The following is a 23812-nucleotide window of genomic DNA, read 5'->3' on the forward strand; positions in this document are numbered from 1 at the left end:
GTGCATTTGTTTGTTGATGGCGACGATGATCGCGTCTTCCAGTTTGGTGGTGTAGTAGTGCTCTTGAGTACCTTGAGCAGAAGTACGGAACCACTGGATAACGATTTCGCTCATGCGCTCGCCGGAAGTCAGAGCGGCTTGCAGCAGAGGCGAAGCCTTGTCGTAGACCTTGGTGATCACAACTGGCTTGTGAACGCGCTGACCGGTTGGTTGGCCGGATTGCGGGTCACGCGGGATGATCACGTCGTGGCTGAAAGCCTGAACCATGACCTGGTCTTCGTGGCCTTCCTGGTAGGTGTTGCCAACGGAGTCAGCGGTGAATGCGCCTGCAGTGATCAGGCCTTGTTTTTCGCCGGTAACCGACATGTACGCTGGTGTTGCCATGGGGTGCTCTCCTTGCGGATAAATTTAAGGTGCCCGGGAGGCGAAATCGCCCGGTGGGTGCCTGACTGTTATCAAGGATCGTGCCAGGTTTTGTAAAGCCCCCGGCGGGCGGGGGGCAAAGTGCCCTGCCCTGCGGTTCTGAGGATTTTTCACAGGGGAACGATGGCAAAAGTGCGCAAGAAGTTGCGCAGTACTGCGCAACTTCTTGCTCACTTGGCTGCAGAGCACGTGAATCATGGCCTGCAAGGCATTTTTACCGCAAAATATTATGACCTACTGCGCAACTTTTTGCGCACTTCGCGAAATACGCCCTTGGTCGTCAGCAGCGACTCCATAAGCTAATCAAATCGGCGTTGCAAAGCGAGCTGGCGGGTCTCACCCTCCCCCCCACCTCGAAAACACACTGATCAACGCTACCGAGTCGTCATCGCAATCGCAGGCCTCGCTGAGGAGAACCTAGACATCCTATTTAAAAAGGCGCTCGGGCTGTCGTCGGCGATAAAAGCGAAAAAACAAAGACGTGACTTACGTGCATCAAAATATCGCTCTCAGCAGGCATTTCGGCTTTTCGGCTGTCGATCAGGCGCGCAATCAAAGAAGACTTCAATCTCAATCAGCGATTACAGACTTATTCCGTCCGCTGTTCTTGGCGACGTAGAGCGCTTTGTCAGCAGCACCAATTAACTCGTCGGGTGTCTCCTCGGCTCTCGGGCTACATGCGCTTACTCCAATGCTCACCGTCACCATATCCTCCCCACTATCTTGGTGTTCAATCTGCGAGTGTTGGACGGCTTTGCGGATTTTCTCGGCGACGATAAATGCCCCGACGTAGTCCGTGGCTGGAAGAACGACCGCGAACTCCTCCCCACCGAATCGTGCAGCCAAATCTCCTGGTCGCCTGATGTTTTCTTTGATGATCGCGCTAAGCCTGCGTAAGCATTCGTCACCAACCAGGTGCCCATACCGATCATTAAAGCGTTTGAAGTGATCAACATCGATCATCAGCAGGGCGATTGTGGTGTGGCCGCGTTTCGCCCGTCCCATCTCAGCCTGTGTGAATAAATCGAACTGGCGACGATTTGCCAAACCTGTCAAGGCGTCCTCTAGAGCTAGTAACTCCAGCGTCCGATTGATCTCAAGTAGTTGGTCTTGAGCACCTAGTAATTCGTTCTGAATGTGATTCTGTTGCTGCATCAGTCGGACAAAGCGATAGCCAATTCCACCCAAAATGCTCATGAGCAAAAAGACAATAGCCGCGCTCATCAATGTTTCTTGTCGCCAGCTCGCCAGCACCTCTTCTTTATTCATGGCTGAGAAAATCACAAGGGGGTAATCATCGAGCCGACGAAATCCGACGACACGCTCCACACCATCCACATAGGATCGTACGGTGGCCGTTCCAGAAGGCCCCTTCGGTAGCAGTTGGGTGAAGAGCGGACCATTGGCGACACTGGTACCAATGACGGCATCATTGAAAGGCCGCCGCAGGATGATCTTGGCGTCGCCGGAAATAAGGTTGATTACCCCATTGCTGCCGATATCGATGCTGTTGTAGAGCTTGAGAAAATGATCGAGGTAAATCGTTGCCAGTGCGACGCCGGCAAAGGTGCCGTCAGGGTTATTGATCCTGCGCGAGACGGGCAGCACCCATTCACCCGTTGAACGACTTTTGATGGATAGTCCTACGCGGGGGCCGCGGTCAGGATGATCACGATGGTAAATAAAATATTCGCGGTCGGAGTTGTTTGCATTTGGCGGCAAGATCCCGCTTGAGTTCGCAACCCACGCACCTTGCTGATCATAAATGAACAATCCGTGCAACTGGGACAGCTCATTACGCTGGGCACTGAGTAGACGCTTCAGAAGAGGCAAATCAAGCCTCATTCGTTCCGTTTCGATTCGATCAACCAAGCTGAACAGGACGGTATCCGCCTGCTTAATCGATGCTTGAGCCTGCGATGACAATGTTTGCGCGAGGTTAGCCATCGCTATTTCTTTATCGTGCAAGCGGTACTGACGGGCGCTCCAGCCCTCCCAGATGGCAACCACCATCAGAGAAAGGCAAACCGTTAACAGAAAGCGAATTGCTGCCCGAGACTTGTCTTTCGTCACAACGTGCTCAGACGTTGCGAGTACCGGCTCCTTTACTTTTTTGACACCCACTGCGAAGACTCACTAGGCATGACTCGCCCTTATTAGTTTTGAATCGCAAACCGCTTTGTGCGACTACCCGAAACAGACATGGATGACCACTCTAACCTCATTTTTGGAATTCCATTAGCGCATCCCTTCCGCATCGCTTGATGAACGCAGCGAAGCAGCCAGGAAAGGAAGCGCGGACTGATATAGGCCATGAAAGCCCCGATGACAAATCGGAGTGATCCGCACGGGATGGTGCGCTTCCCTCCCCTCGGCTAGGTACCCAATCAACGATCATCCACATGGATTGACTACGAATGGCGGCAGAGGCCGTCGGCGTCATGTCCATGTAGGGAAACAAAGGCAACAACATCAGCGTGTTGTGCAAAGCTTCGACGCTGGGCACATCGAACGTGCTTAGTTAGCGTCGTGCCTGGCGATGCGCCACAGGTGATGCCACCGACCTTCGCGTTGCTCGCCCAACAATGCGAGTAGCTCGGTCTCGAACTGGACGAGACACGCCCCGCTATTTCCTCTATGGCCTGATAAGCCCCCTTTACTGGCTTTCGAGAGGCTATCGCAAACTCCCCGACGACAGGGGGATATCCGCCGTTGAGCCCACACGGTCCTCGAGGCCTTCGAAAACGAGCGTCATATTGAAAGCTATCCGGGCAACCTCCCACTCTGCGATGTGAGGTTTCGCATCTGCACAAAAAGATTGCCGATTCATTGTCAGATGATTTTTTTCAGCCTATCTTGAATAAACCTATACAAAGTACTTATTTGCGTACAACTATTTCACCATGGATTGGCCCTCACGCACAGCACCGCCGCGAGAAACTTCAATGAACCCACTACTAGCCAGCCATTACCGTGAAATTCTCGTCGGCGTCGGTGAAAACCCCGAGCGCGAGGGGCTGTTAGACACGCCCAAGCGTGCCGCCAAAGCGATGCAGTATCTGTGCAATGGCTACACGTTGAGCCTGGAAGACGTCACCAACGGTGCCTTGTTCGAGTCGCAGAGCGATGAAATGGTGATCGTCAGCGACATCGAGCTTTATTCCTTGTGTGAGCACCACATGCTGCCCTTTATCGGTAAGGCGCATGTGGCCTACATTCCCACCGGCAGGGTGCTGGGGCTATCAAAGGTCGCGCGAGTGGTTGATATGTTCGCGCGTCGCCTGCAGATCCAGGAAAACCTCACCCGGCAGATTGCTGAAGCCATCCAGCAGATCACCGATGCCGCCGGTGTGGCGGTGGTCATTGAAGCCAGGCACATGTGCATGATGATGCGCGGCGTAGAGAAGCAGAATTCGGTCATGACTTCCTCCGTAATGCTGGGAGCCTTCCGTGATAGTTCGACGACGCGGCAGGAGTTTCTGCAGCTGATCGGACGGCGATAAACCTATACAGGGCCTACCCACTGTACAAGCCCATAGTTCGAAACTTCACACTCATCACCTTTGTACTTCAGGGAGTAAGGCAATGACCCGATTTCTACTGATACTGGCAATGGCCCTCAGCGTTGGGAGTTGCAGCAGTGTGGATGTCGCCCGTTATGCGGATCAGCAACCGGCATTGAATCTGGAGCATTTTTTCAGCCAGCCCGTCAAAGCCTGGGGGATGTTTCAGAAGCGCAGCGGTGAGGTTGTCAAGCGCTTCGAGGTCGACATCGTCAGCCGCCGCGAGGGCAACAACCTGATTCTCGACGAGCGCTTCCAATACAGCGACGGCACACGCCAGCGCCGCGTCTGGACCCTCACGCCCGAGGGCCAGGGGCGCTGGAGCGGTCGCGCGGATGATGTGGTGGGTGTCGCCAAGGGCCAAATCGCTGGAAACACGCTGCACTGGCGTTATCGCCTGAACTTGCCGGTCGACGACTCGACCTATGAAATGAGCATGGACGACTGGATGTACCTGATGGATGAGGACACGTTGATCAACCGCACCACTATGTCCAAGTTCGGGGTAGAGGTCGGCCAGGTGACGCTATTCTTCCGTCGCCAGGGCGCCGGAGCGAGCCAATGAATGGCGTATTGACCATGGCCTCGCTAGGCGACGGTTATCGCGCGCTGGTGATCGGCGCCAGTGGAACCCTCGGCACGGCTTTTTGCGAACAGCTCGAACAGGATCCGCGCTGTGCCGGGGTTCGCGCGCTGGGGCGCCATACCGTTCCCGAGCTGGACCTTGAACGACCCGAAACGATTGCCAGCGCCGCCACCGAGCTGGCATCCGAAGCACCGTATCAACTGATCGTACACGCGGCCGGCCTGCTCCATCGCGACGGGATCAAGCCGGAAAAAAGCCTCAGTGCAATTGAGCCGGAGGCGCTTCAGACCGTGTTTCAAGTGAACGCGCTGGGGCCGGCATTGGTGCTGCGCCACTTTCTGCCGCTGCTCGATCCAATGGGAGCGATGGCGATGCTTTCGGCAAAGGTCGGGAGCATTGGCGACAACCGTTTGGGCGGCTGGTACGCCTATCGCGCCTCCAAGGCTGCACTGAACATGCTGATCAAGACCGCCGCCATCGAACTGGCACGCACTCGTCCGCAGAGCCGCTTGCTCAGTCTGCACCCAGGCACGGTTGTCTCGGGGTTGTCGCAACCTTTCCGCGGAGCCTCCAGTGCCCGGCCGGCAGACTTTGCCGCGGCCCAATTACTGACCTTGATAGACCAGTTGACGCCGGCCGACAGCGGCCATTTCTTTGCTTACGATGGAGAACGCCTGCCCTGGTAGGCAAGGAGTGAAGCATGAACCTGAAGACCCTCACCGAACACGCGGCCAACAGCGAAATACGCGAGCTGGAACTGCTGTCACTCGAAGGTGGTTTTTATCTGGCACGGATCCGCCTGGACCACGGCCAGTTCACCTTGCTTGATGATGCGACCAAGCCGATGCACCTGCGTTCGATCACCCACCTGCGTGACTTGCTGCAGACCGTCCCTGCATTTCCTTGCGTGCTGGTGCAGCAATGCGTGCACGACGAAATGTGCGGCCGGGATACAGGGCCTGTCGAAGAGCTGCGCATTCCGTTTTCGCTCACCACACCATTATGAATCGGACAACGCCGAGCTCCACTGAATGAGCGTTACCCGCCGGTTGCGCCTGGTGCTGGTGATCAGTTGCCCTTCAACCTAGCGTCGTTACAGGCGCTAGATGTAGAGCGCGCCACCGAGCGGTGGAATTGATTGCAGCGATCACGGGCCCGCTCCCATGAACATAGGCCAATGAGTATTCTCCAACAGCAATTGGCCAAAGGCGCCGTCAGGTCAGGTTTGGGCCAGCTTATGAACAGGTGACATCCGCCCTCCTTTTCAACGGCTTTTCAATGAATCCTTTCAAGATTTCAATGATTGAAATTTCAGTAAGCTGGAGGGCCTCCCACTAACACGATCCCGCGGGTTTCCGACCCCGTACCTTTCGAAAGTCCCCAGGGTCCCCGGCGGTTTTCTGCCCGGCCCGGTCGGTCGAGCCGGCATCCGAGTGCCATGCCCTGCCCCAATCTCGTTGGAAAGACGGACATCCCTGCAAAGGTTTCAGCTAGAGAGATTCCGCGAGTTCGATAACCCGTGTAGGGGGCCCCCCTCGGGGAGGACCCGTGAAATCTGCGCCCCGTCCGGCCTGCCCAGCTCATGCCTTCGGTTCCGCCTCGTTCAGATCCAGCCGCTTGGCTACCCAGCGCTCGTACAAGCCGATCGCGACATCGGCGCCGGCCATCGCGGTCAGGCAACCCAGGGCGCCTGCTGTCCAGATCGACAAGCCCGCGCCGAAGAGCAACATCATCGCTGACACGCCGCAGACGATGCAGGCGCCGGAGCGAAGCGCGAGGCGGCGCAGTAAGGCCCAGCCTCGCGCCCCATCCTTGTCAGCGCGCCACATCTCGCCGGAGACGCCACCCACCAATGACAGGGCAATCACCAACCAGATCGGCATCTCTGCCAGTGCCTGTTGCTCATTCGTCATTGCCCTGCCCCTTAAACAAAAAGACCCGGCGCAATGGCCGGGTCAGGTGGTGGGTGGCCTGACGCGCTTGGCGGTCGCACCCATCGAAGATGGCCCCTTTTTACAGGTCGATTCTGGTGGCAGCAAGACCGGTTTAATGCCATCCGGTGAATGTGTGGCTTACGTCCGGTGAACGGCTGGCGAATGTCGGTGAATATCTATCCCGGCTGGCCTTTGCTGTTGTGGCGTCCCATGCGTCCCACCTTCTTAAAACAAGGTGGGACGTCTGAAAGCCCCGCAGATTGGGGCTTTGCCCCACCGTCCTACTTTTAACTCTCCTTTCTCGTGTAAAGAGAGAATATTTAAAAGCACGCGTGCGCGTGAATACGCGCATTGATGCCCGCTACGCATACACGGGCGGGAGGCATGAAAAAGGTGGGACGGTGGGACAGCCCAACAAGGACGCGGTCTGCGCCCGTCCCACCACCGCAAAAAGCGGTGGGACGGAGGCAGGCCGGTGGGACGGCCTGAGCCAAGGGGATGCCCACGATCAAGCCGCTTCCCCCAAGAGGAAGTGCTCGACCACGATGTGGGCGTCATGTAGGCGCTGGTAGTAGGTGTTGCGGTTGCAGCCGCTCTGCGCCAGACGGGTAGTCAGTGGCGCATCAGGCTGGCAGTAATGCACCTGCACCACCGTCATCAGCTCGGGATCGAGGCGTTTTTTCACGATGCGCTCGATGTCCAGCGAGGCCTCCAACGGGACCCTGCTGCCGCGCCTTCCACGCACGAGCTGACCACCACTCTCCATCATCATCGCGACCATGTTGCCGCCCGAGTAACCAGCAGCCACCTCGTCGCTGTGCAGCTCCTGCGCCCATTGTTTGAGGGCCATGTCGATCGTCTTAATCATCGAAGCACGGCTCCTCAAACTCGTCCTTTTGCAGCGCAGGCGCCCTGCCCCAAGTTTCCGGTTTCTTGTACGCCCAAGGCCGCTGACCACTCTTGCTCAAGGCCCCTAAACGGAACCGTCGCCAGCCCAGCCGATGCATGATTGCGCCGACGCGCATCTGCTCCGGTTTGCCCCAATGCCCCGGATCGAGCTTGAGTGCCTGACTCATCACCTCACTGCCGGTGGCGGTCTCGCCGATCTGCGACTCCTCCAGCCAGGTCAGGATCGGACCTTCCCATTCATCCACGACAAAACGCTGGTCCTGAGCTTCAGCGAACATTGGCGCCTCGTCCGGGCCTACCCACCAGAGATCGCCGGCCTCGTAACAGAACACCGCTTCGGCCCACAGTTGGTCGCGGATCTCGCGCAGCAACGCCACGTCGACCTTGGTACACGCCACCGGCCAGTAACGGCGGTTACCCGTGGCGTCCTTGAGGTACTCGTCCTGGTTGGTGGTGCCGACAAACACACACTGGCGTGGCACGTCCATGGTTCTGCGGCCGTAGCTCTCGCGGTAGGTATCGGTCGACGCCGAGAAGAACTGCTTGGCCTTGGTGCTTTCGGCCTTGTTGAAGCTGTCCAGCTCGCCCAGCTCGACGATCCACTTGCCACGGATCGCCTGAAAGCCATCCTTGTCGCCGAGGGCAAACGGCGTGTCCATGAACCACTCGCCACCGAGCACGCTCATGGCGGTGGACTTACCGGCGCCCTGCGCGCCTTCGAGGATCATCACCGAGTCGGCCTTGCAGCCGGGTTTCATCACCCGCGCCACCGCCGAAATCATCCAGCGCTTGCCGACCTTTGAGCTGTAGTCGCAAGCCGGCACGCCCATCACGTCGGTGAGCCAGGCTTCGAGGCGTGGTACGCGGTCCCATTCCAGCTTTTTCAGGTACTCGCGCACCGGGTGAAACGCGTGGTCGTGAGCAACGACGCTGACGGCCTCGATTACGTGCGAGGACTTCACGCGCAGGTTGTACTGCTGCGCGAGCCACTTCATGACGCGCACGTCATCGATGTCGGCCCACTCGCCGGTGCCGCCGCCATACGGGGCAGCACGGAGCTTGACGATCTTCGAGCTGAAGGCGCTGTAGCTGATCACACCGGCCCAGCGTTCATCATGGGCGAGAATCAGTTCGACGTTCTGCATGTGCGCGATCAAGGCGCCGCTCTCACTGCGAGCGAGTTGATCTTTCCAGCCACCAGCCGCCGGCGGACGCACCACGGCCAGCACCTGACGACGTACCGCCTCCAAACCTTCGGCGACGTGCAGGTCGTTGAAGTCGGTCCACTTCTCGTGACGCTCAACCGAGAAGATCGGCGCGACCACCTGGGCGCCGACGATCAGCGCGGCGTTGCTCGCCTTCTCCTCGCCGGGGTTCCAGGCATCGCCGTTGGGCTTTTTGGTTTTCCAGTCATCGTCACGGCAGATGATCAGCGGGCAGCCGGCGAAGCGCTCGCGCATGGCCTTGCACACGGCCAACAGGTTGCCCGCATCGAAGGCCACCGCCACAGCGAGCGATGTCGCCATGTGCAGGCTGGCGCCGGTGGCGTAACCCTCGCAGACCAGTACTGGTTCGCCCGGCTCAGGGTGCGGACCGAGCAGGTGAAAGGTGCCCTCCTTCGCCATGCCGTATGGCCAGTAGGATTTGTCGCGACCGGTGTCTTCCTGCTTGTTCGGGAAGATCACCTGCAGGCCCATGATCTGGTCACGAGCATTGTTCATTGGAACCAGTACCGCGCCGGTGCGCGGCGCGTAACGTACCTTGATGCCGACGATCTGCTTGCGGTCCAGGTAATCGCTGCGTCCGGTGGTGGGCATGCGCTCGAACAAACCCTGCGCCCTTTTCGCGGCCCGCCGCGCAGCGTTATTCGCGATTTCGGCGGCGCGGCGCTTGGCTTCTTCCTGGCGGGCGCGCATCACTTCACGCTCTTCGGGGGACATGCGACCGGCCTTGACCTTGATCTTCTGTGTCTCGCCCGAACGCCAGTCACCGAAGGCGCCGAAGATCAGGGTGTCACCCTTCTCCGTGCGCTGCTCGTGGACCACGTACCAGCCGTTCTTTTCCTTGCCCTTGTCCTGCGATGTCTTGCAACGGGTCAGCTTGCCGAACACCAGCGGTTGCGCTGGCTCCAGACCGTAATCGGCGAATTGGCCCAATACCTCATCGAGCATGCTGAATCCCCCGCTCAGACAGGGATTGGCAGCTGATGCACTGCGAGCAACCCGGTGAGGCCAGGCGACGGGCTTCCGGAATCGGATCGTCACACGCTTCACAGAACAGCAAGGAATGGGCAGCGCTTTCTGCTTTGGCAGCGCTGCGCGCGGCCATGGCCTGATCGATGCGTTCCTGCACCAGATCGTTAGCGAAATCGGCGATATCAGCCACGGTCAGCACCTCGCGTCGTTTGGTTGACGTAGGTGGCGCGGTTGAACAACCCGAGCAGACCTTGAATACCCCGGAACACCTGCAGACGAATAGCAGCCAGTTCCTGATCAGTCACCACACCGTCGCCGATGCTCTTGGCCCAGGTCTCGGCCAGATCCGCGACCTGGCGGAAGTATTCGGCGATACCCGTGGTCAGGGTCTCGGGCATATTGTTGGTGTAGGTGTCGGCCAGTTCCTGCCAGACCGTGTCACCGACCAGCGCATGCACCGCATCGAGAATGCGGCGATCCTTGGTCAGTTCGAGGATCTCGCCAAACTCCTGAATATTGATGGAGTGGCTCGGATGGGTCGGCGACAGCTTGTGCTGCAGCGTGGTCGGGTTACGACCTGTCGTGGCAGCGATGGCAGCAGCGCCGCCCGGGTAATCGCGAGCGGCGTGGTACAGCGCTAAATCGAGCGGCAGGATTTCCCGCTGCGCCCGTTCCAGAGAACTGAGAGCAATTCGGCTCATGGCATTAATCCTAAAAGTTGCCAGTGCCGCGCGACAGAAGTTGGTGATACATTTGCCGCGTGGTCTGGAGAGGCCCAAAGCCGGCTAGGTTCGTAAGACCAACACCGGCACCGTGCCGGGGCGAACAATCCGTTGTTCACCCCTGGCGCAACAGCTGCCAGCTCTGTGGTAAGAACGGCAGCAACACCAAGGCTTCCGAGCCTTGGAAACGCGATGAAAGTCGGCGGCATGTGGTGTGCTCGCCTTCCGACATCGCGATCCGACAGCATTGTGGTGATGCTGTCGGGAGGAACTGGGCGACCCTTGGGTCGCCTTTTTTCTATGCAGCTTTGGACGGTTCATTCACAGGGGGAAAAACCTCATCAAGAGTACATGGGGCCCCGAGCTTGTTGAGAGCAACGACGATTGATCTGCACTCCGCTAGTCCTGCAGTTCGTCGTCCGGCTTCGTAATTGCTGACACGCGCTTGGGTCCATCCCAAAGCGAAAACTAAATCCCGCTGCTTGATGCCTGCCTTCTCTCGATGGTGAGCGATTAAGTTCATGGCGTTCTCCAATAATCCGCCGCCATCTTAATCACGATACGCAGACATTTCAACACGCAAAGTGATGATAAAGAATTTCAGTGCGTGGTAAAAAAAGCACATGAACACATTAGGCTTACGAATCAAGCAATACCGCAAAGCTAAAGGCATGAGCCAGCAGGCTCTTGCATACGCTTGCGGGTGGGAATCGCAATCACGCATAGGAAACTATGAGAAAGGCGCTCGCCAACCCAACCTTCAAGATCTTGAAAAAATCTCGGCCGCACTTGGGGTGTCATTCCCCGACTTGGTAGCGGGACGAGATCGTTCAGAAATTGAGTCATACCCCGATGCAATCCAAGGCCGAGTGCGATCCGAAGATCGCTTGGTTGCGCAATACGGACGCTCGAAAGATAAGGGGCAACCTGTTAGTAGCAATGTTGGCTGGGCTAAGGACGGAAGAGTACCGGTGTTAGGAAACGCTCAATTAGGAAATGAAGGTTTTTTCGAGGCGCTTGATTTCCCGCCTGGACACGGCGACGGATACTTGAATATCCATAGCGATGACCCTGACGCTTATGGTCTGCGGGTCACTGGCGACAGCATGATGCCGCGCATCAAACATGGCGAATTCGTCCTCATAGAGCCCAACAAGAACTTCTACAGCGGAGACGAGGTCATGGTTCGTACGTCTTCGGGGCGAACCATGATCAAAGAATTCATTTACTTGCGCGATGGAATGTACAGACTGGATAGCGTCAATACGGATCACGAGAGCATCCACCTACCAGAGCAAGAGGTTGAGGAAATTCACCTTGTAGGCGGAATTCTCAAATCATCACGCTTTCTACATAGTGCCGCCACACCTTAAGCACGATATGTGTTGACACCGGCAAGCACGATACGTGATATTTGCCTCACTCTTTACCACAGAGCGAGGCAATACTCATGCGCACTACCGCAACCCTGCATGTCCATCCGGCATGCGTCAGCAACCGCAAACTGATCGAACAGCTGCAGCTCGCCACGGGCTGTCTGGTCATCATTCATAACAGCAAACCCAAGCTTGTCGCCAAGTCCTGCCAGCCCTCTCCTATCGATCCAAACGGTGGAGGGCGCGCGGCATGATCAAGTACAAGATCGACAACCGCACCCTGCAGTTGCTCAATGCCCAGGTCAACCTGACCGAGACCTTCAACCACGTCCTGCGCACAGCACCGAAGCGTGAATGCCTGGCGTTCCGCCTCAAGGCTGAGCGCGGCACAGTGGAAAGCACTTTTGTCGTCGAGCTGGGCAGCGAACGCCACACGCTGACCCTGCAGAACGAAAAGAGGATGCACCTCAAACTGGCCGACTTCATTGAGGAGATAGCCAACGGTCCGTTCGACACGAGCAACTCCAGCGACCTAGTGCATCTCCCGCATGCCGATCGTCAATACGGTCGCTTTGAAGTTCAGGACAAGCAGCGCGTGTTCGAACTGGTGCACACCGGCGGCGTGCTGAGCCTCGACATGGGCCTCGAACTTCCCCTGCATGTGGCGCTGCATCGTACCCGTTCGCGCCGCGGCGTTACCGCCATCTTGAGCATCGGCAACAAGAGTCCGCATACGCGCTGCTTCACCTTGTACAACCCCGATGCCGAGATCTACGCAAGGCTCATTGAGTCCATCAACCACCTTGCAGCAGCAGCCACTCCTGCTGCGCACGCGGCTTGAGGTAGAACGCTATGGAACGCACCCTCGCCCAAGCAGCCGCTCAACTCGGCCTCACTCGCCCCAAACTGATCGCCCTCATGCGGGAAAAAGGTTTGCTCAAGGGAAACCTGCCGGCGGACCCGAAGCGCGACAAAGCGTACCTGCGGGTCAAGGACAGCCCCTGGTATGACGAAAAATACGGAATGCAGTACAGCCAGTCGACCCGCGTCATGCAAGCCGGCATCCGCTGGCTGGCCGAGCAGTTGGACATCGATCTACCTGCCATCCCGGCAGATCGCCGTGACGTGGCCTAGGGAGTACGCCCGCCAGATCGTTGCTATGCGCACACGCGAGGAGCGCAACGCCGCGCTCCTCGAAGTGCCCGAACATCTGCGCGAGCTGACCAGACGCCACTGCCTGAACGCCTGGAACCACCCGGCACGACAACAACGCAAGGAGGCTCGACAAGGCCATGAGTAACGCTGCACAGAATCCCCTTCGCCTGCATCCGGCGCCCGAATCGGCCACCGTCGAACTGCTCTATCGAATCTTCGGTGACGTCCTGATCCCGCTCGAAAAAGTCCGCGAGCAGTACTTTCGCAATCTCAACGAGCAGTCGTTCGTGACGGAGATCAACAGCGGTCGGATCCAGCTTCCGATAACCACGCTGGACACCAGCCGCAAGGCGCTTAAGTACGCACACATCCGCCACGTTGCCTCGCTGATCGACATCCGCGCCTACAAGGCTGATGAAGACATGCAGCGACAGCAGGACGGCCAACGCCATGCCGCCCCCACACCACTGACGGCTGTCACCACCAGCCAACGACAATCCTAGGAGCACACCACATGATTACCCCAATACAAATCGGTGCACTCGTCATCCTGATAATTCTGGCCGCTCTGCTGCTCTGGGGCGGTTACATCATGGGCCGCAGCGATGGTCTGGAGACCGGCCTGCGCGAGGGTGAAGACATCCAGCGCGCCGCAAGCGCCAAAACCATCCGCGAGCTTCGGGCCTCACTGCAGTTCATCCGAGCCGATCACATTCGTTTGGCACAAACCTGCAAACGACTTGAAGCAGGTCCCTTCTTCGGCCCGGCCGAACACCAGACGCTGGTAGCCATCAGCGAGCTGCTGCGTATCGCGGCCGAGACCTTCAGCGCTTTTCGTACCGGAAAGAAACTTGAACGTGATGCTCGATCCCTTCGCGAACAGGCGCTCGCGATGGCAGCAGGAAGCTTGCCGCCGGCCTTGGAGGACGAACACTCCAATCAGCCAGCACCTTTGAAAAACGCTTTAGGACTTCGCAAGGAGGCAGCATGACTATCCAGTTTTTAAGCCATGAGCAGGTATGCGAATTGACCGGTGCCAAAACCAAAGCAGGTCAGATCACTGTTTTAAAGCGAAACGGGATCCGCCATACGATAAAACGGAATGGATGGCCATGCGTCGTGACTTCAGCGCTAACAGGAACTACCACCACATCGGAAACGCCGAAGTGGCAGCCACGTTTGGTGGGATAGATGGGACGAAGACCAACGAAACCGGGGAGCATTCCCCGCTTGCGTGAGAGAAAGCGCGGCAATACAACCTACTACCTGTATGACACCGGTGGAAAACCGCGCAAAGAAATCCCCTTGGGTACTGACTATGGCCTTGCCATTTTAGAGTACGCAAAACTGGAGAAAAGCCGTGTGTCTGAGGCCTTAATGCAAGAAGTATTAACCTTTGCATACGTTGCCGAGCTCTATATGAAAGAGATCGTCCCAACCAAAGCCCATGCCACTCAAAAGGACAACGTGCGCGAACTGAAAAACCTTCTGCTGTTCTTCAACGATCCGCCCGCCCCGCTTGAAGCGATCGAACCGAAACATGTCAGTCAGTACCTTCGTCACCGGGGCAAAACAGCACCAGTTCGCGCGAATCGAGAAAAGGCCTTACTTAGCTCCATTTGGAACTTTGCTCGAGAGAATGGTTACACGTCCCTGGCAAACCCCTGCGCCGGGATAAAGGGCAATAAGGAATATGGGCGCGACGTATATGTCGAAGACGACGTTCTTGCCAAAGCATATCAGTACGCCGATCAACCACTGAGAGATGCCTTAGACCTGTTCTATCTGACAGGTCAAAGGGTGGCCGACACATTGAAAATGGATGAGCGAGACATAAAAGAAGGAAAGCTTGCCGTCCAGCAGGGGAAGACTGGTGCGAAACGAAGGATCGAGATTATTGGAGAGCTAAAAATCGTGATAGATCGAATCATGGCTCGCAAGTCTGGCTACAAAATCAGATCAACACGCCTGGTAGTAATCGACTCTGGACAGCCGATGACGACGAGCATGCTCAGGAAAAGGTTTGATGACGCCAGGGAGGCAGCCGGGATTCCGAAAGCAGAATTTCAGATGCGGGATTTACGAGCAAAAGCGGCAACCGACAAAGAGGAATCAACAGGGAGCATTCGCGAAGCTCGAGACCAACTGGGGCATACAACTGTCGGGATGACGGAGCAGTATATCCGGATGCGTAAGGGCATGAAGGTAACCCCTACAAAGTGACTAACGGTCACGAATTGCGGAAAAGTTCTTTTGATTGCGGAAAAAAAAATTAAGGGCTTGCACGAGATATGTCATGCAAGCCCTTGATATTTATGGTGCCCGAAGCCGGAATCGAACCGGCACGCCCTTACGAGCGGGGGATTTTAAGTCCCATGCGTCTACCAGTTTCGCCATTCGGGCGGTAGCGCTTTGTTGCTGTTTTCAGCGGCTTGCTCGCAATCCAGGGAGGATGCAGGCTTCAGCAGCCGAGCGGGAAATATATACATCACTTCCCGGTGAAGCAAGTTTGCAATGGCCGTTTTTCAAGACTAAATCTTGCAGCGCACTGAAAATAAAAAAGCTCCGTAAATCATGGATCTACGGAGCTTGTTTATAGTGGAGGCCGAGGTCGGAATCGAACCGGCGTAGGTGGATTTGCAATCCACTGCATAACCATTTTGCTACTCGGCCTCAAAGCATTTGCTGTCAGTAGCACAACAACAAACACGTACAAATTGGAGCGGGAAACGAGACTCGAACTCGCGACCCCGACCTTGGCAAGGTCGTGCTCTACCAACTGAGCTATTCCCGCTTGGTGGTGCGCATTCTATAGAATTAAGATGCTCCGTCAACCCCTTGATTCAAAAAAGTTTTATTTCTTTTCTACATCAGTCTTCAGATGTGGCCAGGCGGCGCGAAGGTATTGAACCATCGACCACAAAGTCAGGCCAGCAGACACCAACAGCAAGGTATAGCCCAAGATAACCCAGAAATTGAAATCCTTCGGATGAGCCAACAGGATCACCAGCGCGAGCATTTGCGCAGCGGTTTTCCATTTGCCCAGATTCGATACAGCCACGTGCGCTCGAGCACCGAGTTCGGCCATCCATTCACGCAATGCGGAAACGACGATCTCGCGACCGATAATCACCGCCGCTGGCAGCGTAAGCCAGAGATTGCCGTGCTCTTGAACCAGCAGCACCAACGCAACAGCGACCATGAGTTTGTCAGCGACCGGATCAAGAAACGCTCCAAACGGAGTACTTTGCTCCAGGCGGCGGGCCAGATAACCATCCAGCCAGTCCGTAGCTGCCGCAAAGGCAAACACCGAGGCGGAGGCCATGTAACTCCACTGATAGGGCAGATAGAACAGCAAAATGAAGATCGGGATGAGCAGAACACGTAAAACGGTAATCAGATTAGGGATATTCATCGGCACAACTGGCTACGAGGTGAAGGGGCATTCTACTCGCTATGCAGGTTCGCATAAATCGACTCTGCGAGCTTTTTACTGATCCCCGGGGCTTTCGCGATCTCTTCGATGCTTGCACGAGTCAGCTCCTGCAATCCACCAAAATGTTTCAACAAGTCGCGACGACGGGTCGGCCCCACGCCGGCAACGCCTTCCAGCGTTGACGTACGGCGGGTTTTTCCACGACGTGCGCGGTGTCCGGTAATTGCAAAACGGTGTGCTTCATCGCGGATCTGCTGAATCAGGTGTAGCGCCGGCGAGTCACCGCGCAAGGTGAATTCGTGCGCTGCATCATTCAGATACAACGTTTCAAAACCAGCCTTGCGTGTTGCACCCTTGGCGACACCGAGCAGGATCAGGTCCGGCACGGCCAACTCATTGAGCACGTCGCGGGCCATCGATAGCTGACCTTTGCCACCGTCGACCAGCAGAATGTCCGGCAACTTGCCCTCGCCGTCCTTGAGCTTGCTGAAACGTCGGGTCAGGGCCTGATGCATGGCGGCGTAATCGTCGCCCGGCGTGACACCTTCGATGTTGTAGCGACGGTAATCCGATTTGATCGCGCCTTCCGGGCCAAAGACCACGCAGGAAGCGACCGTCGCCTCGCCACTGGAATGACTGATGTCGTAACACTCCAGACGCTGTGGCGGCTCATCCAGGTTCAGCACTTCAGCCAAGGCTTCAAACCGCGCCGCAGTGTGCTGACGATTGGCCAGACGCGCACCCAACGCCTGCTCGGCGTTGGTGACAGCCAATTGTTGCCAGCGCGCGCGCGTGCCACGTACCCGATGACTGATAGCCAGTTCGCGGCCGCGCAATTCATGGATAGCCTCGATCACCGTCAGAAAATCTTCGTGCATGACGTTGACGATCAGCTCGCTGGGCAGGTCGCGCTCCGGGCTGCTGATGAAGTAATGACCGAGAAACGCCGCCATGACTTCAGAAACGTCTTCATCAATACCGACCTGCGGGAAGAAGTTCTTGCTGCCCAACACCCGTCCGCCACGGACACTGATCAAATGCACACAAGCGCCGCCCGGGTTGACGAAGGCTGCGATGACATCGATATCGCCCGTGCCACCCTCCATGCTTTGTTGATCTTGCACACGGCGCAGCAGAGCGATCTGATCACGCAACTCGGCGGCGCGCTCGAACTCGAGGTTGATCGCCGCCTCTTCCATCGCGGTGGACAGCTCGTTGGTCAGCGCATGACTGCGCCCTTCGAGGAACATCACCGAATGACGCACGTCGTCGGCATAAACATCAGGCTCAACCAAGCCGACGCAAGGCGCCTTGCAACGCTTGATCTGATATTGCAGGCACGGGCGGGTGCGGTTCTTGTAGTAACTGTCTTCGCACTGGCGAACGAAGAACGTCTTTTGCAGAAGGCTCAGACTTTCACGGATGGCGCCAGCACTTGGATAAGGCCCGAAATATTTGCCCTTGGCCTTCTTTGCCCCGCGGTGAATGCTCAGACGCGGGAATTGGCCGTCAGACAAAAACACATACGGATAGGATTTGTCGTCGCGCAACAGAATGTTGTACGGCGGCCGCCATTCCTTGATCAGCGTCTGCTCTAGCAGCAGTGCTTCGGTTTCATTGGCGGTAATGGTCGTTTCGACCTGGGCAATGCGCCCGACCAGTGCAGCCGTCTTCGGCGCCAGGCCGGTTTTGCGAAAGTAGCTGGCCAGTCGCTTCTTGAGGTTTTTGGCCTTGCCGACGTACAACAGGCGCGCATCGCTGTCGAACATGCGGTACACGCCGGGGCGACCGCTGACGGTCGACAGAAAGGCACTGGAATCGAATGTTTCAGTCATGTCAGAGGCTGGCATCAACCATGCCGTGACGAACCGCCAAAAGTGTCAACTCGACGTCGCTGCTGATCGAAAGCTTCTCGAAAATACGGTAGCGATAGGTGTTCACGGTTTTCGGTGACAGGCACAACTTGTCAGAAATGATCTGTACCTTCTGACAGCCGACAATCATCAATGCGATCTGGATTTCACGCTCGGACAAGGCATCGAAGGGTGAATCATTGGACGGCTGAAAGGACTTGATCGCCAATTGTTGGGCAATCTGAGGGCTGATATAGCGTTGGCCGGCAAATACCAAGCGAATGGCCTGAACCATTTCCGGCAACCCGGCGCCCTTGGTCAGATACCCCGCAGCGCCAGCCTGCAGCAACCGTGTAGGAAAAGGGTCCTCTTCACACACCGTAACCGCGACTACCTTGATGTCCGGATGACTGCGCAACAGCTTGCGCGTGGCTTCGAGGCCGCCGATGCCGGGCATCTTGACGTCCATCAGGACCACATCGGGCTTCAACTCTCGGGCCTTGATCAGGGATTCTTCCCCGGACTCGGCCTGGCCAACCACCTGCAAGCCATCAATATCGGCCAGCATCCGTGTAATGCCCGTACGAACGAGATCATGGTCATCGACCACTAGCACCCTAATCAAGCAGACACCTCGCGATATGGTCTTATTGGGATGCCGGACACCTTAGCAAAAAGTGCCCGACAGACCTAGCGGCAAGCGTCATTTAAAAAGTTTCAAACCGTCATCAAGGCTTGCCGGCCGTGGGTTTCAGAGCACAGGTGTACTGATATCGAGCTGCATGCGCAGGAAACACTCGTCCTCGCCCTGCACGTGTAGTCCTTTTCTCTCATACAATTTTTTTGCCGGATTATTTCCGAACACTGTCAGGCGTAACGCTGGGCGCCTTTCTTGCCGGGTCATGTCGATAATCTGATCGATCGCCCAGGAACCTGCGCCCTGCCCCTGAAAGGCTTCAGCCATTTGCAGCTCACGAATATACAGTGCCCGCGCATCCCGGCTCAGACTGAAAAAACCTGCCGGCGCCTCATCAATTACGATCAGCCAGTTCTCACGCCCCGACCATGCCACGTCGAACGCCTCGTCCTGCCACAACAGCTCATGATGAATGTAGTAACGCAACATGTTCTGACAGGTTAGATCGCGGGCAAACGCCAAGTCTTCAGGTGTCGCGCGACACATACGAAATCTCATCCTGCCTCCATCACGGGACTCACCCGCCCCCGTCATCTGCGGGCAAAAGCGGAGTGTGTCACAACGCTTGCTGCACTCAAGCAATAGGTGTTTCATTGGCTGCTCGATAGCATTTTCTGATTGCTGAGGCGTGTCGGCCTCTAGTAAGCTCGGCGCATTCATCGGAGACAAGCCATGTTCAATGCCCTCTCACAGCTTCATACCGCCAGCGCACTGCGCTCGGTTGCGGCTGCCCGGGCGAATGACGTTTGCACTCCGGTCAGCTTTTATTTTGGGTATTGGTTTAGCCACTGGCGCGCCTGATACCCACACGGCGCCCAAGTAAACGGGTCGCCTACCAGAGATTTCTCAACCCCCGGTCGGCTTCCCGACCGGGGGTTTTGTTTTTTCAGGCCCCACACTTTTTCAGCAACACACCAGACACTTTTGAGGATTCACGAAATGAACTACGCCACTTATTACCGTTACGACAGCTTTAGCGCCTGGCGATTTACCAGCCTCCGCTCGGGACAGCCTGCCGCCTCCGATCGGTCACCCACAGGTGGCAAACACGCAAACGTAGCCAATACGGCCAATTGTCGAACACCCCAGTAGGGCTGAGCGAGCGGGAAGCACCCGCCGTCTGCCCAGGAAGACCGAATATGAACTCGTCCGTTTCTGCACTGCCATTGTCCACCCTCACTTGCGCCAACGAAGCCCTGACCCAGCGTCTGCCCAGCTCGTTGCAGCTCAAACAGCAATTGCCACTGAGCAACGCTTTGAGCCAACAAGTAGCCGCCCACCGCCAGGCGGTTCGCGAAATCCTCAACGGTGAAGACCAGCGCCTGCTGGTAATTGTCGGCCCTTGCTCAATCCATGACCCTCAGTCCGCCCTTGAATACGCCGGCAAACTCGCTCGACTGGCTGAAGAAGTCAGCGACGAAATGCTCCTGGTGATGCGTGCCTACGTCGAAAAACCGCGCACCACCGTCGGTTGGAAAGGTCTGGCCTACGACCCGCATCTGGATGGTAGTGATGACATGGCCGGCGGCCTGTCACTGTCCCGCGAGCTGATGCTGGAAATGATCCAGCTCGGCTTACCCGTGGCGACCGAATTGTTGCAACCGATGGCAGCCGGCTACTTCGACGATCTGCTCAGTTGGGTCGCGATCGGCGCACGCACCACTGAATCGCAAATCCATCGCGAAATGGCCAGCGGCTTGAGCATGCCGGTGGGCTTCAAGAACGGCACCGACGGTGGCGCAACCGTTGCAATCGACGCCATGCGTTCGGCAGCCCATCCCCATCGGCATTTTGGTGTCGACAGCCAAGGCCACCCGGCCATCATTCAGACACCCGGTAACCCTGACACCCATCTGGTGTTGCGCGGCGGCCATCAGGGGCCAAATCATGATCGCGAGAGCGTGGCGCGGATTAACGCCGACCTGAATCGACTGAAAATCCCAAGCCGAATCATGGTCGATTGCAGCCATGCCAATAGCGGCAAGGATCCGCTGCGCCAACCAGCCGCTTTCAACGAAGTGCTTGAGCAGCGCTTGCAGGGCGATCGTTCTTTGATCGGCATGATGCTGGAGTCGCATCTGTTCGAAGGTTGCCAGCCATTGAGTGCATCGCTGCATTACGGTGTTTCGATCACTGATGGCTGCCTGGGTTTCAGCGCAACCGAGCAACTGTTGCTCGATGCCGCTCAACTTCTTGGCGCGCAAGCCACAGGCTGATTGCAAGAGCGGCCCTCCGGTTGGTCAAAAAACCGGAGGGCAAATCGCGCTTGAGCTACGCCTCGACCCGCACCTGTGTTACCGCAGACACCTGACTGACATCGTCCAGTCGCTCGACCGTGTAGGCAACACGAACGGTCGACCCATGGTGCTCACGCCAAAAGCGCTGCGGAACGATGAAAATCAGCGGTTTTCCCGCTGTTTCGCGAGTGATTTCACGGTCGTCCCGGTGATTGAAGTATTCGCCGTCACACTTGAGATAGACCAGCTCACCTTCTTGCGTCCGGGCATTACCGATCACCACGGTGACGCCATCAATCGAATCTTCCGTCAGTAGCACGCCATCCTCAGCTTCAAGCACATCAGGCGCATCCAACTCGCCACGCAGCAATGGCGTGATGAGAATTCTCGCTGGCTCGGATTCGCGCACCACTCCACTCGCCTGCTCAACTCGGTAACGTACCGATACCTCGCCACCAAGATGTGCCGCGATGTATTCAGGCGCGACCCAGAATGAAAGGACATCGGCGACTGCGAAGGCTTCGACCTTCAATCGATCGCTGAACGACAGGGGCGATGCGTCGCCAGACCACAGCAACGAAACCTGGTCGCCGGCAGTCATCCGCGCGTATGGCTGAAGCGTAATGAGTACGCCATCGGCTGCACGTGCCGGGTCCAGCGTCCCGCCGCTGGCACCTTCGACATGCGGCGCCAGCAACTGCGCCCGCGTATCGCCCACAGACAATTGCAGGCGCGCAGACGCTGCGGGTTCGGACAAGGCTGTACTGACGAGTGTCCAGTAAACCTCTAGTGAACCGCCATCCAAAGCCGCGACATGCATGCCCTTGATAACGAAAATGACGTCTTTGCCAACCTGAGCTTCGCTGACGAAGCGCACCATTTCATGCTGATAAACGTAGCCCTCGATATCCAGGCCGTCCCAGTTCAACTGCAGTTGATCACCGCAGGCCATGTTTGCATACGGGGCGATACGGACGACGATCTTGCTTTGCGAGGGGTCGAGGACGGCGCCCTCCAGCGCATCGAGCGTTGCTGCAGGCAACAATTCAACTGTCTTGCTGGCGCTGGCTGGGTGGCGCATCCGGTAACAAAACTCGATCTCATGCGTGTTCATTCGCAGTTCCATTCCTTGGACAAAACGCTGTCTTCATTGACGGCGTCGATAGCCAACATTGAACGCCTTTGAGGGCGCTCTGCCTATCAGCCCAATTCGCCGCATCCATGGCGCAAAAGCTGTGGGTCCGGTAGGCAACTTACGCGAGATCGAGTTGCTTCCAGCAGGAGACGGCCAGAACTTCCGATTTGGATTTCAACTGTTTCCGAAACTTCTCACGACCACTAGTCCAGATTCAACGGCCAATTGAAGCCTCTTCGTACCTCTTCAACGAGTTGTGTGTTTTAGAGTGGCCCGCAGACTCCCCAATGAACTTCTGCGAAAAAAGGTAAGAACATGCAACGGAATGCTGTAACTCGTTACCCCATCCTTCTGGTACACGGCCTGTTCGGATTCGAGCGTATTGGCCATTTCGAGCTGTTTCACGATGTCAAGGAAGCACTGAAAATGGCTGAAAACCGAGTGTTTGTTCCCCACCTCTCCGCCACCCACAAGAACGAAGTGAGAGGTGAACAATTGCTGGCGCAGATTGATCGTGTCCTGCGAGGCACAGGTGCCCGCAAAGTCAACCTCATCGGCCACAGCCAGGGCGCACTGGCTGCTCGATACGCTGCGGCGATTGCACCACACACCGTTGCCTCGGTAACTTCGGTCAGTGGTCCAAACCATGGATCGGAACTGGCTGACTTCCTGCGCAAGGCACTGGTTCCTGGGCGCTTGCCGGAAGTAGTCGCGCAAAACGTTGCAACGCTGTTTGCCGATTTCCTTTCACTGCTAAGCGGTAGTGTCAACCTGCCGCAAAATGCGTTGGCGGCGCTCAATGCACTGACAACCGAGGGCGTGGGCACCTTCAACGACAAGTTTCCTCAGGGCCTGCCCAGCACTTGGGGCGGCGACGGCCCCGGGCAAGTCAATGGCGTGCACTATTACTCCTGGAGTGGAGTGTTGTCGGCAAACAGCCCGCCCAATCTCGACCCGATGCAAGGCGTTTACCGGGAGCTATCGCAATACTTCATGACGGAGGGTGAGCAGAATGACGGCTTTGTCGGGCGTTTCAGCTCTCACTTGGGGCAAGTGATCCGGTCCGACTATCCGCTGGATCACTTGAGCACTCTGCGCCGTCCTGTCGGCGGGCTCACCAGCCAGCTCGACCCGATTGCTCTTTACGTTGAACATGCCGCGCGCCTGCGAGCAGCGAATCTGTGATCAGGTAGTCGACAACCGCACGGAACTTTGCCGAGAATTCACCCACTGATTCCGGTAGGCTCCACACTTTACTGAAATAGATTGGAGAGTTTCCCCATGGCTAAAGCCACTGCCCGCCACATCCTTGTTGCCAGCGAAGACAAGTGCAACGAACTCAAGACCCAGATCGAAGGCGGCGCTGATTTCGCCGAAGTCGCCAAGGCTAATTCCACCTGCCCATCCAGCCGTCAGGGCGGCGACCTGGGTTCGTTCGGTCCTGGCCAGATGGTCAAGGAATTCGACGCCGTGGTCTTCAGCGCGCCGATCAACGTCGTGCAAGGCCCAGTGAAAACCCAGTTCGGTTATCACCTGCTGGAAGTGACCAGCCGTCAGGACTGATCCGTCGTCTGATTGCTATTCAACGGCC

General features: G+C 57.0%; 29 protein-coding genes, 3 tRNA genes and 1 pseudogene. 16 read left to right on the top strand and 17 right to left on the bottom strand.

Annotated features, from left to right (window positions below):
* From ACIQVE_RS04340 to ACIQVE_RS04350, 3 genes and pseudogenes are all read right to left on the bottom strand, one after another.
* On the bottom strand, positions 1 to 384 hold a 384-nt coding region (locus tag ACIQVE_RS04340), incomplete at its 3' end, for an Hcp family type VI secretion system effector (RefSeq protein ID WP_402804913.1).
* 609 nt (positions 385 to 993) lie between these two features.
* Entirely contained in the window at positions 994 to 2547 is a 1554-nt protein-coding gene (locus ACIQVE_RS04345; protein ID WP_402804915.1) for a sensor domain-containing diguanylate cyclase, read from the bottom strand.
* Between the two features lie 287 nt (positions 2548 to 2834).
* Positions 2835 to 2997: pseudogene (locus ACIQVE_RS04350) on the bottom strand (muconolactone Delta-isomerase family protein); the annotation flags it as partial.
* A gap of 371 nt (positions 2998 to 3368) precedes the next feature.
* Here ACIQVE_RS04350 and folE point away from each other — a divergent pair.
* From folE to ACIQVE_RS04370, 4 genes are all read left to right on the top strand, one after another.
* Complete coding sequence (gene folE, locus ACIQVE_RS04355; RefSeq protein WP_047301436.1) at positions 3369 to 3926, top strand: GTP cyclohydrolase I FolE; 558 nt, start codon at positions 3369 to 3371, stop codon at positions 3924 to 3926.
* An 82-nt stretch (positions 3927 to 4008) separates the two neighbouring features.
* Positions 4009 to 4551 (top strand): DUF3833 domain-containing protein, encoded by a 543-nt coding sequence (locus ACIQVE_RS04360; protein ID WP_042559367.1) that lies wholly within the window; start codon positions 4009 to 4011, stop codon positions 4549 to 4551.
* Positions 4548 to 5258 (top strand): SDR family oxidoreductase, encoded by a 711-nt coding sequence (locus ACIQVE_RS04365; RefSeq protein WP_402804916.1) that lies wholly within the window; start codon positions 4548 to 4550, stop codon positions 5256 to 5258. Before ACIQVE_RS04360 ends, ACIQVE_RS04365 begins: the two co-directional genes overlap by 4 nt.
* Positions 5259 to 5272: 14 nt before the next feature.
* On the top strand, positions 5273 to 5578 hold the full coding sequence (locus ACIQVE_RS04370; RefSeq protein ID WP_402804917.1) for a DUF6482 family protein: 306 nt from the start codon (positions 5273 to 5275) through the stop codon (positions 5576 to 5578).
* A 574-nt stretch (positions 5579 to 6152) separates the two neighbouring features.
* On the opposite strand, the gene ACIQVE_RS04375 is transcribed toward ACIQVE_RS04370, so the two are convergent.
* From ACIQVE_RS04375 to ACIQVE_RS04400, 6 genes are all read right to left on the bottom strand, one after another.
* A complete protein-coding gene (locus ACIQVE_RS04375) occupies positions 6153 to 6485 on the bottom strand; it encodes a phage holin family protein (protein WP_047598490.1) in 333 nt (110 codons plus the stop codon).
* A 529-nt stretch (positions 6486 to 7014) separates the two neighbouring features.
* The gene (locus ACIQVE_RS04380; RefSeq protein WP_402804918.1) at positions 7015 to 7374 is read right to left on the bottom strand and encodes a hypothetical protein; all 360 of its coding nucleotides are present in this window, start codon (positions 7372 to 7374) and stop codon (positions 7015 to 7017) included.
* Positions 7367 to 9586: a VapE domain-containing protein gene (locus ACIQVE_RS04385; RefSeq protein WP_402804920.1), complete on the bottom strand. Its 2220-nt coding sequence runs from the start codon at positions 9584 to 9586 to the stop codon at positions 7367 to 7369. Before ACIQVE_RS04385 ends, ACIQVE_RS04380 begins: the two co-directional genes overlap by 8 nt.
* On the bottom strand, positions 9576 to 9800 hold the full coding sequence (locus ACIQVE_RS04390; protein ID WP_116254822.1) for a TraR/DksA family transcriptional regulator: 225 nt from the start codon (positions 9798 to 9800) through the stop codon (positions 9576 to 9578). The genes ACIQVE_RS04385 and ACIQVE_RS04390 overlap by 11 nt, the downstream gene beginning before the upstream one ends.
* Positions 9793 to 10311, bottom strand: coding sequence for a phage regulatory CII family protein (locus ACIQVE_RS04395; protein WP_402804922.1), 519 nt, complete (start codon positions 10309 to 10311; stop codon positions 9793 to 9795). The genes ACIQVE_RS04390 and ACIQVE_RS04395 overlap by 8 nt, the downstream gene beginning before the upstream one ends.
* Positions 10312 to 10630: 319 nt before the next feature.
* Positions 10631 to 10855, bottom strand: a complete 225-nt coding sequence (locus ACIQVE_RS04400) for a helix-turn-helix transcriptional regulator (RefSeq protein WP_402804924.1) — start codon at positions 10853 to 10855, stop codon at positions 10631 to 10633.
* Between the two features lie 100 nt (positions 10856 to 10955).
* Between ACIQVE_RS04400 and ACIQVE_RS04405 the strand changes: the two genes are divergently transcribed.
* The 9 genes from ACIQVE_RS04405 (at position 10956) to ACIQVE_RS04445 (ending at position 15086) form a co-directional block, all read left to right on the top strand.
* Positions 10956 to 11705, top strand: a complete 750-nt coding sequence (locus ACIQVE_RS04405; protein WP_402804925.1) for an XRE family transcriptional regulator — start codon at positions 10956 to 10958, stop codon at positions 11703 to 11705.
* Between the two features lie 77 nt (positions 11706 to 11782).
* On the top strand, positions 11783 to 11962 hold the full coding sequence (locus ACIQVE_RS04410) for a hypothetical protein (protein ID WP_402804927.1): 180 nt from the start codon (positions 11783 to 11785) through the stop codon (positions 11960 to 11962).
* The gene (locus ACIQVE_RS04415; RefSeq protein ID WP_402804929.1) at positions 11959 to 12549 is read left to right on the top strand and encodes a hypothetical protein; all 591 of its coding nucleotides are present in this window, start codon (positions 11959 to 11961) and stop codon (positions 12547 to 12549) included. The genes ACIQVE_RS04410 and ACIQVE_RS04415 overlap by 4 nt, the downstream gene beginning before the upstream one ends.
* A gap of 11 nt (positions 12550 to 12560) precedes the next feature.
* Positions 12561 to 12842, top strand: a complete 282-nt coding sequence (locus ACIQVE_RS04420) for a phage antirepressor KilAC domain-containing protein (protein WP_402804931.1) — start codon at positions 12561 to 12563, stop codon at positions 12840 to 12842.
* Entirely contained in the window at positions 12829 to 13008 is a 180-nt protein-coding gene (locus ACIQVE_RS04425) for a hypothetical protein (protein WP_122707920.1), read from the top strand. Before ACIQVE_RS04420 ends, ACIQVE_RS04425 begins: the two co-directional genes overlap by 14 nt.
* Positions 13001 to 13366, top strand: a complete 366-nt coding sequence (locus tag ACIQVE_RS04430) for a pyocin activator PrtN family protein (RefSeq protein ID WP_402804934.1) — start codon at positions 13001 to 13003, stop codon at positions 13364 to 13366. The genes ACIQVE_RS04425 and ACIQVE_RS04430 overlap by 8 nt, the downstream gene beginning before the upstream one ends.
* Before the next feature lie 11 nt (positions 13367 to 13377).
* Entirely contained in the window at positions 13378 to 13854 is a 477-nt protein-coding gene (locus ACIQVE_RS04435) for a hypothetical protein (protein ID WP_402804936.1), read from the top strand.
* A complete protein-coding gene (locus tag ACIQVE_RS04440) occupies positions 13851 to 14054 on the top strand; it encodes a DUF4224 domain-containing protein (protein WP_402804938.1) in 204 nt (67 codons plus the stop codon). The genes ACIQVE_RS04435 and ACIQVE_RS04440 overlap by 4 nt, the downstream gene beginning before the upstream one ends.
* Positions 14055 to 15086, top strand: a complete 1032-nt coding sequence (locus ACIQVE_RS04445) for a tyrosine-type recombinase/integrase (protein WP_402804940.1) — start codon at positions 14055 to 14057, stop codon at positions 15084 to 15086.
* 93 nt (positions 15087 to 15179) lie between these two features.
* Here the strand turns inward: ACIQVE_RS04445 and ACIQVE_RS04450 are convergent.
* From ACIQVE_RS04450 to ACIQVE_RS04480, 7 genes are all read right to left on the bottom strand, one after another.
* Positions 15180 to 15266, bottom strand: a tRNA-Leu gene (locus tag ACIQVE_RS04450).
* Between the two features lie 196 nt (positions 15267 to 15462).
* Positions 15463 to 15536, bottom strand: a tRNA-Cys gene (locus ACIQVE_RS04455).
* A 45-nt stretch (positions 15537 to 15581) separates the two neighbouring features.
* Positions 15582 to 15657 (bottom strand) — tRNA-Gly (locus ACIQVE_RS04460).
* 60 nt (positions 15658 to 15717) lie between these two features.
* Positions 15718 to 16278, bottom strand: coding sequence for a CDP-diacylglycerol--glycerol-3-phosphate 3-phosphatidyltransferase (gene pgsA / locus ACIQVE_RS04465; RefSeq protein WP_042559374.1), 561 nt, complete (start codon positions 16276 to 16278; stop codon positions 15718 to 15720).
* A 32-nt stretch (positions 16279 to 16310) separates the two neighbouring features.
* On the bottom strand, positions 16311 to 18134 hold the full coding sequence (uvrC, locus tag ACIQVE_RS04470) for an excinuclease ABC subunit UvrC (protein ID WP_402804942.1): 1824 nt from the start codon (positions 18132 to 18134) through the stop codon (positions 16311 to 16313).
* Between the two features lies 1 nt (position 18135).
* The gene (gene uvrY / locus ACIQVE_RS04475; RefSeq protein ID WP_016984198.1) at positions 18136 to 18777 is read right to left on the bottom strand and encodes a UvrY/SirA/GacA family response regulator transcription factor; all 642 of its coding nucleotides are present in this window, start codon (positions 18775 to 18777) and stop codon (positions 18136 to 18138) included.
* A 126-nt stretch (positions 18778 to 18903) separates the two neighbouring features.
* A complete protein-coding gene (locus ACIQVE_RS04480) occupies positions 18904 to 19347 on the bottom strand; it encodes a GNAT family N-acetyltransferase (RefSeq protein ID WP_402805209.1) in 444 nt (147 codons plus the stop codon).
* 641 nt (positions 19348 to 19988) lie between these two features.
* Here ACIQVE_RS04480 and ACIQVE_RS04485 point away from each other — a divergent pair.
* Positions 19989 to 21065: a 3-deoxy-7-phosphoheptulonate synthase gene (locus ACIQVE_RS04485; protein WP_402804944.1), complete on the top strand. Its 1077-nt coding sequence runs from the start codon at positions 19989 to 19991 to the stop codon at positions 21063 to 21065.
* 55 nt (positions 21066 to 21120) lie between these two features.
* Here ACIQVE_RS04485 and ACIQVE_RS04490 read toward each other — a convergent pair whose 3' ends face one another.
* Positions 21121 to 22212: a hypothetical protein gene (locus ACIQVE_RS04490; protein ID WP_402804946.1), complete on the bottom strand. Its 1092-nt coding sequence runs from the start codon at positions 22210 to 22212 to the stop codon at positions 21121 to 21123.
* A 324-nt stretch (positions 22213 to 22536) separates the two neighbouring features.
* Here ACIQVE_RS04490 and ACIQVE_RS04495 point away from each other — a divergent pair, with 324 nt between their 5' ends.
* Complete coding sequence (locus ACIQVE_RS04495; RefSeq protein WP_402804947.1) at positions 22537 to 23406, top strand: esterase/lipase family protein; 870 nt, start codon at positions 22537 to 22539, stop codon at positions 23404 to 23406.
* A 96-nt stretch (positions 23407 to 23502) separates the two neighbouring features.
* Entirely contained in the window at positions 23503 to 23784 is a 282-nt protein-coding gene (locus ACIQVE_RS04500) for a peptidylprolyl isomerase (RefSeq protein ID WP_402804949.1), read from the top strand.
* Positions 23785 to 23812 lie beyond the last annotated feature (28 nt).

The organism is Pseudomonas sp. NPDC098747 (assembly GCF_044760045.1).
Classification (GTDB): domain Bacteria; phylum Pseudomonadota; class Gammaproteobacteria; order Pseudomonadales; family Pseudomonadaceae; genus Aquipseudomonas.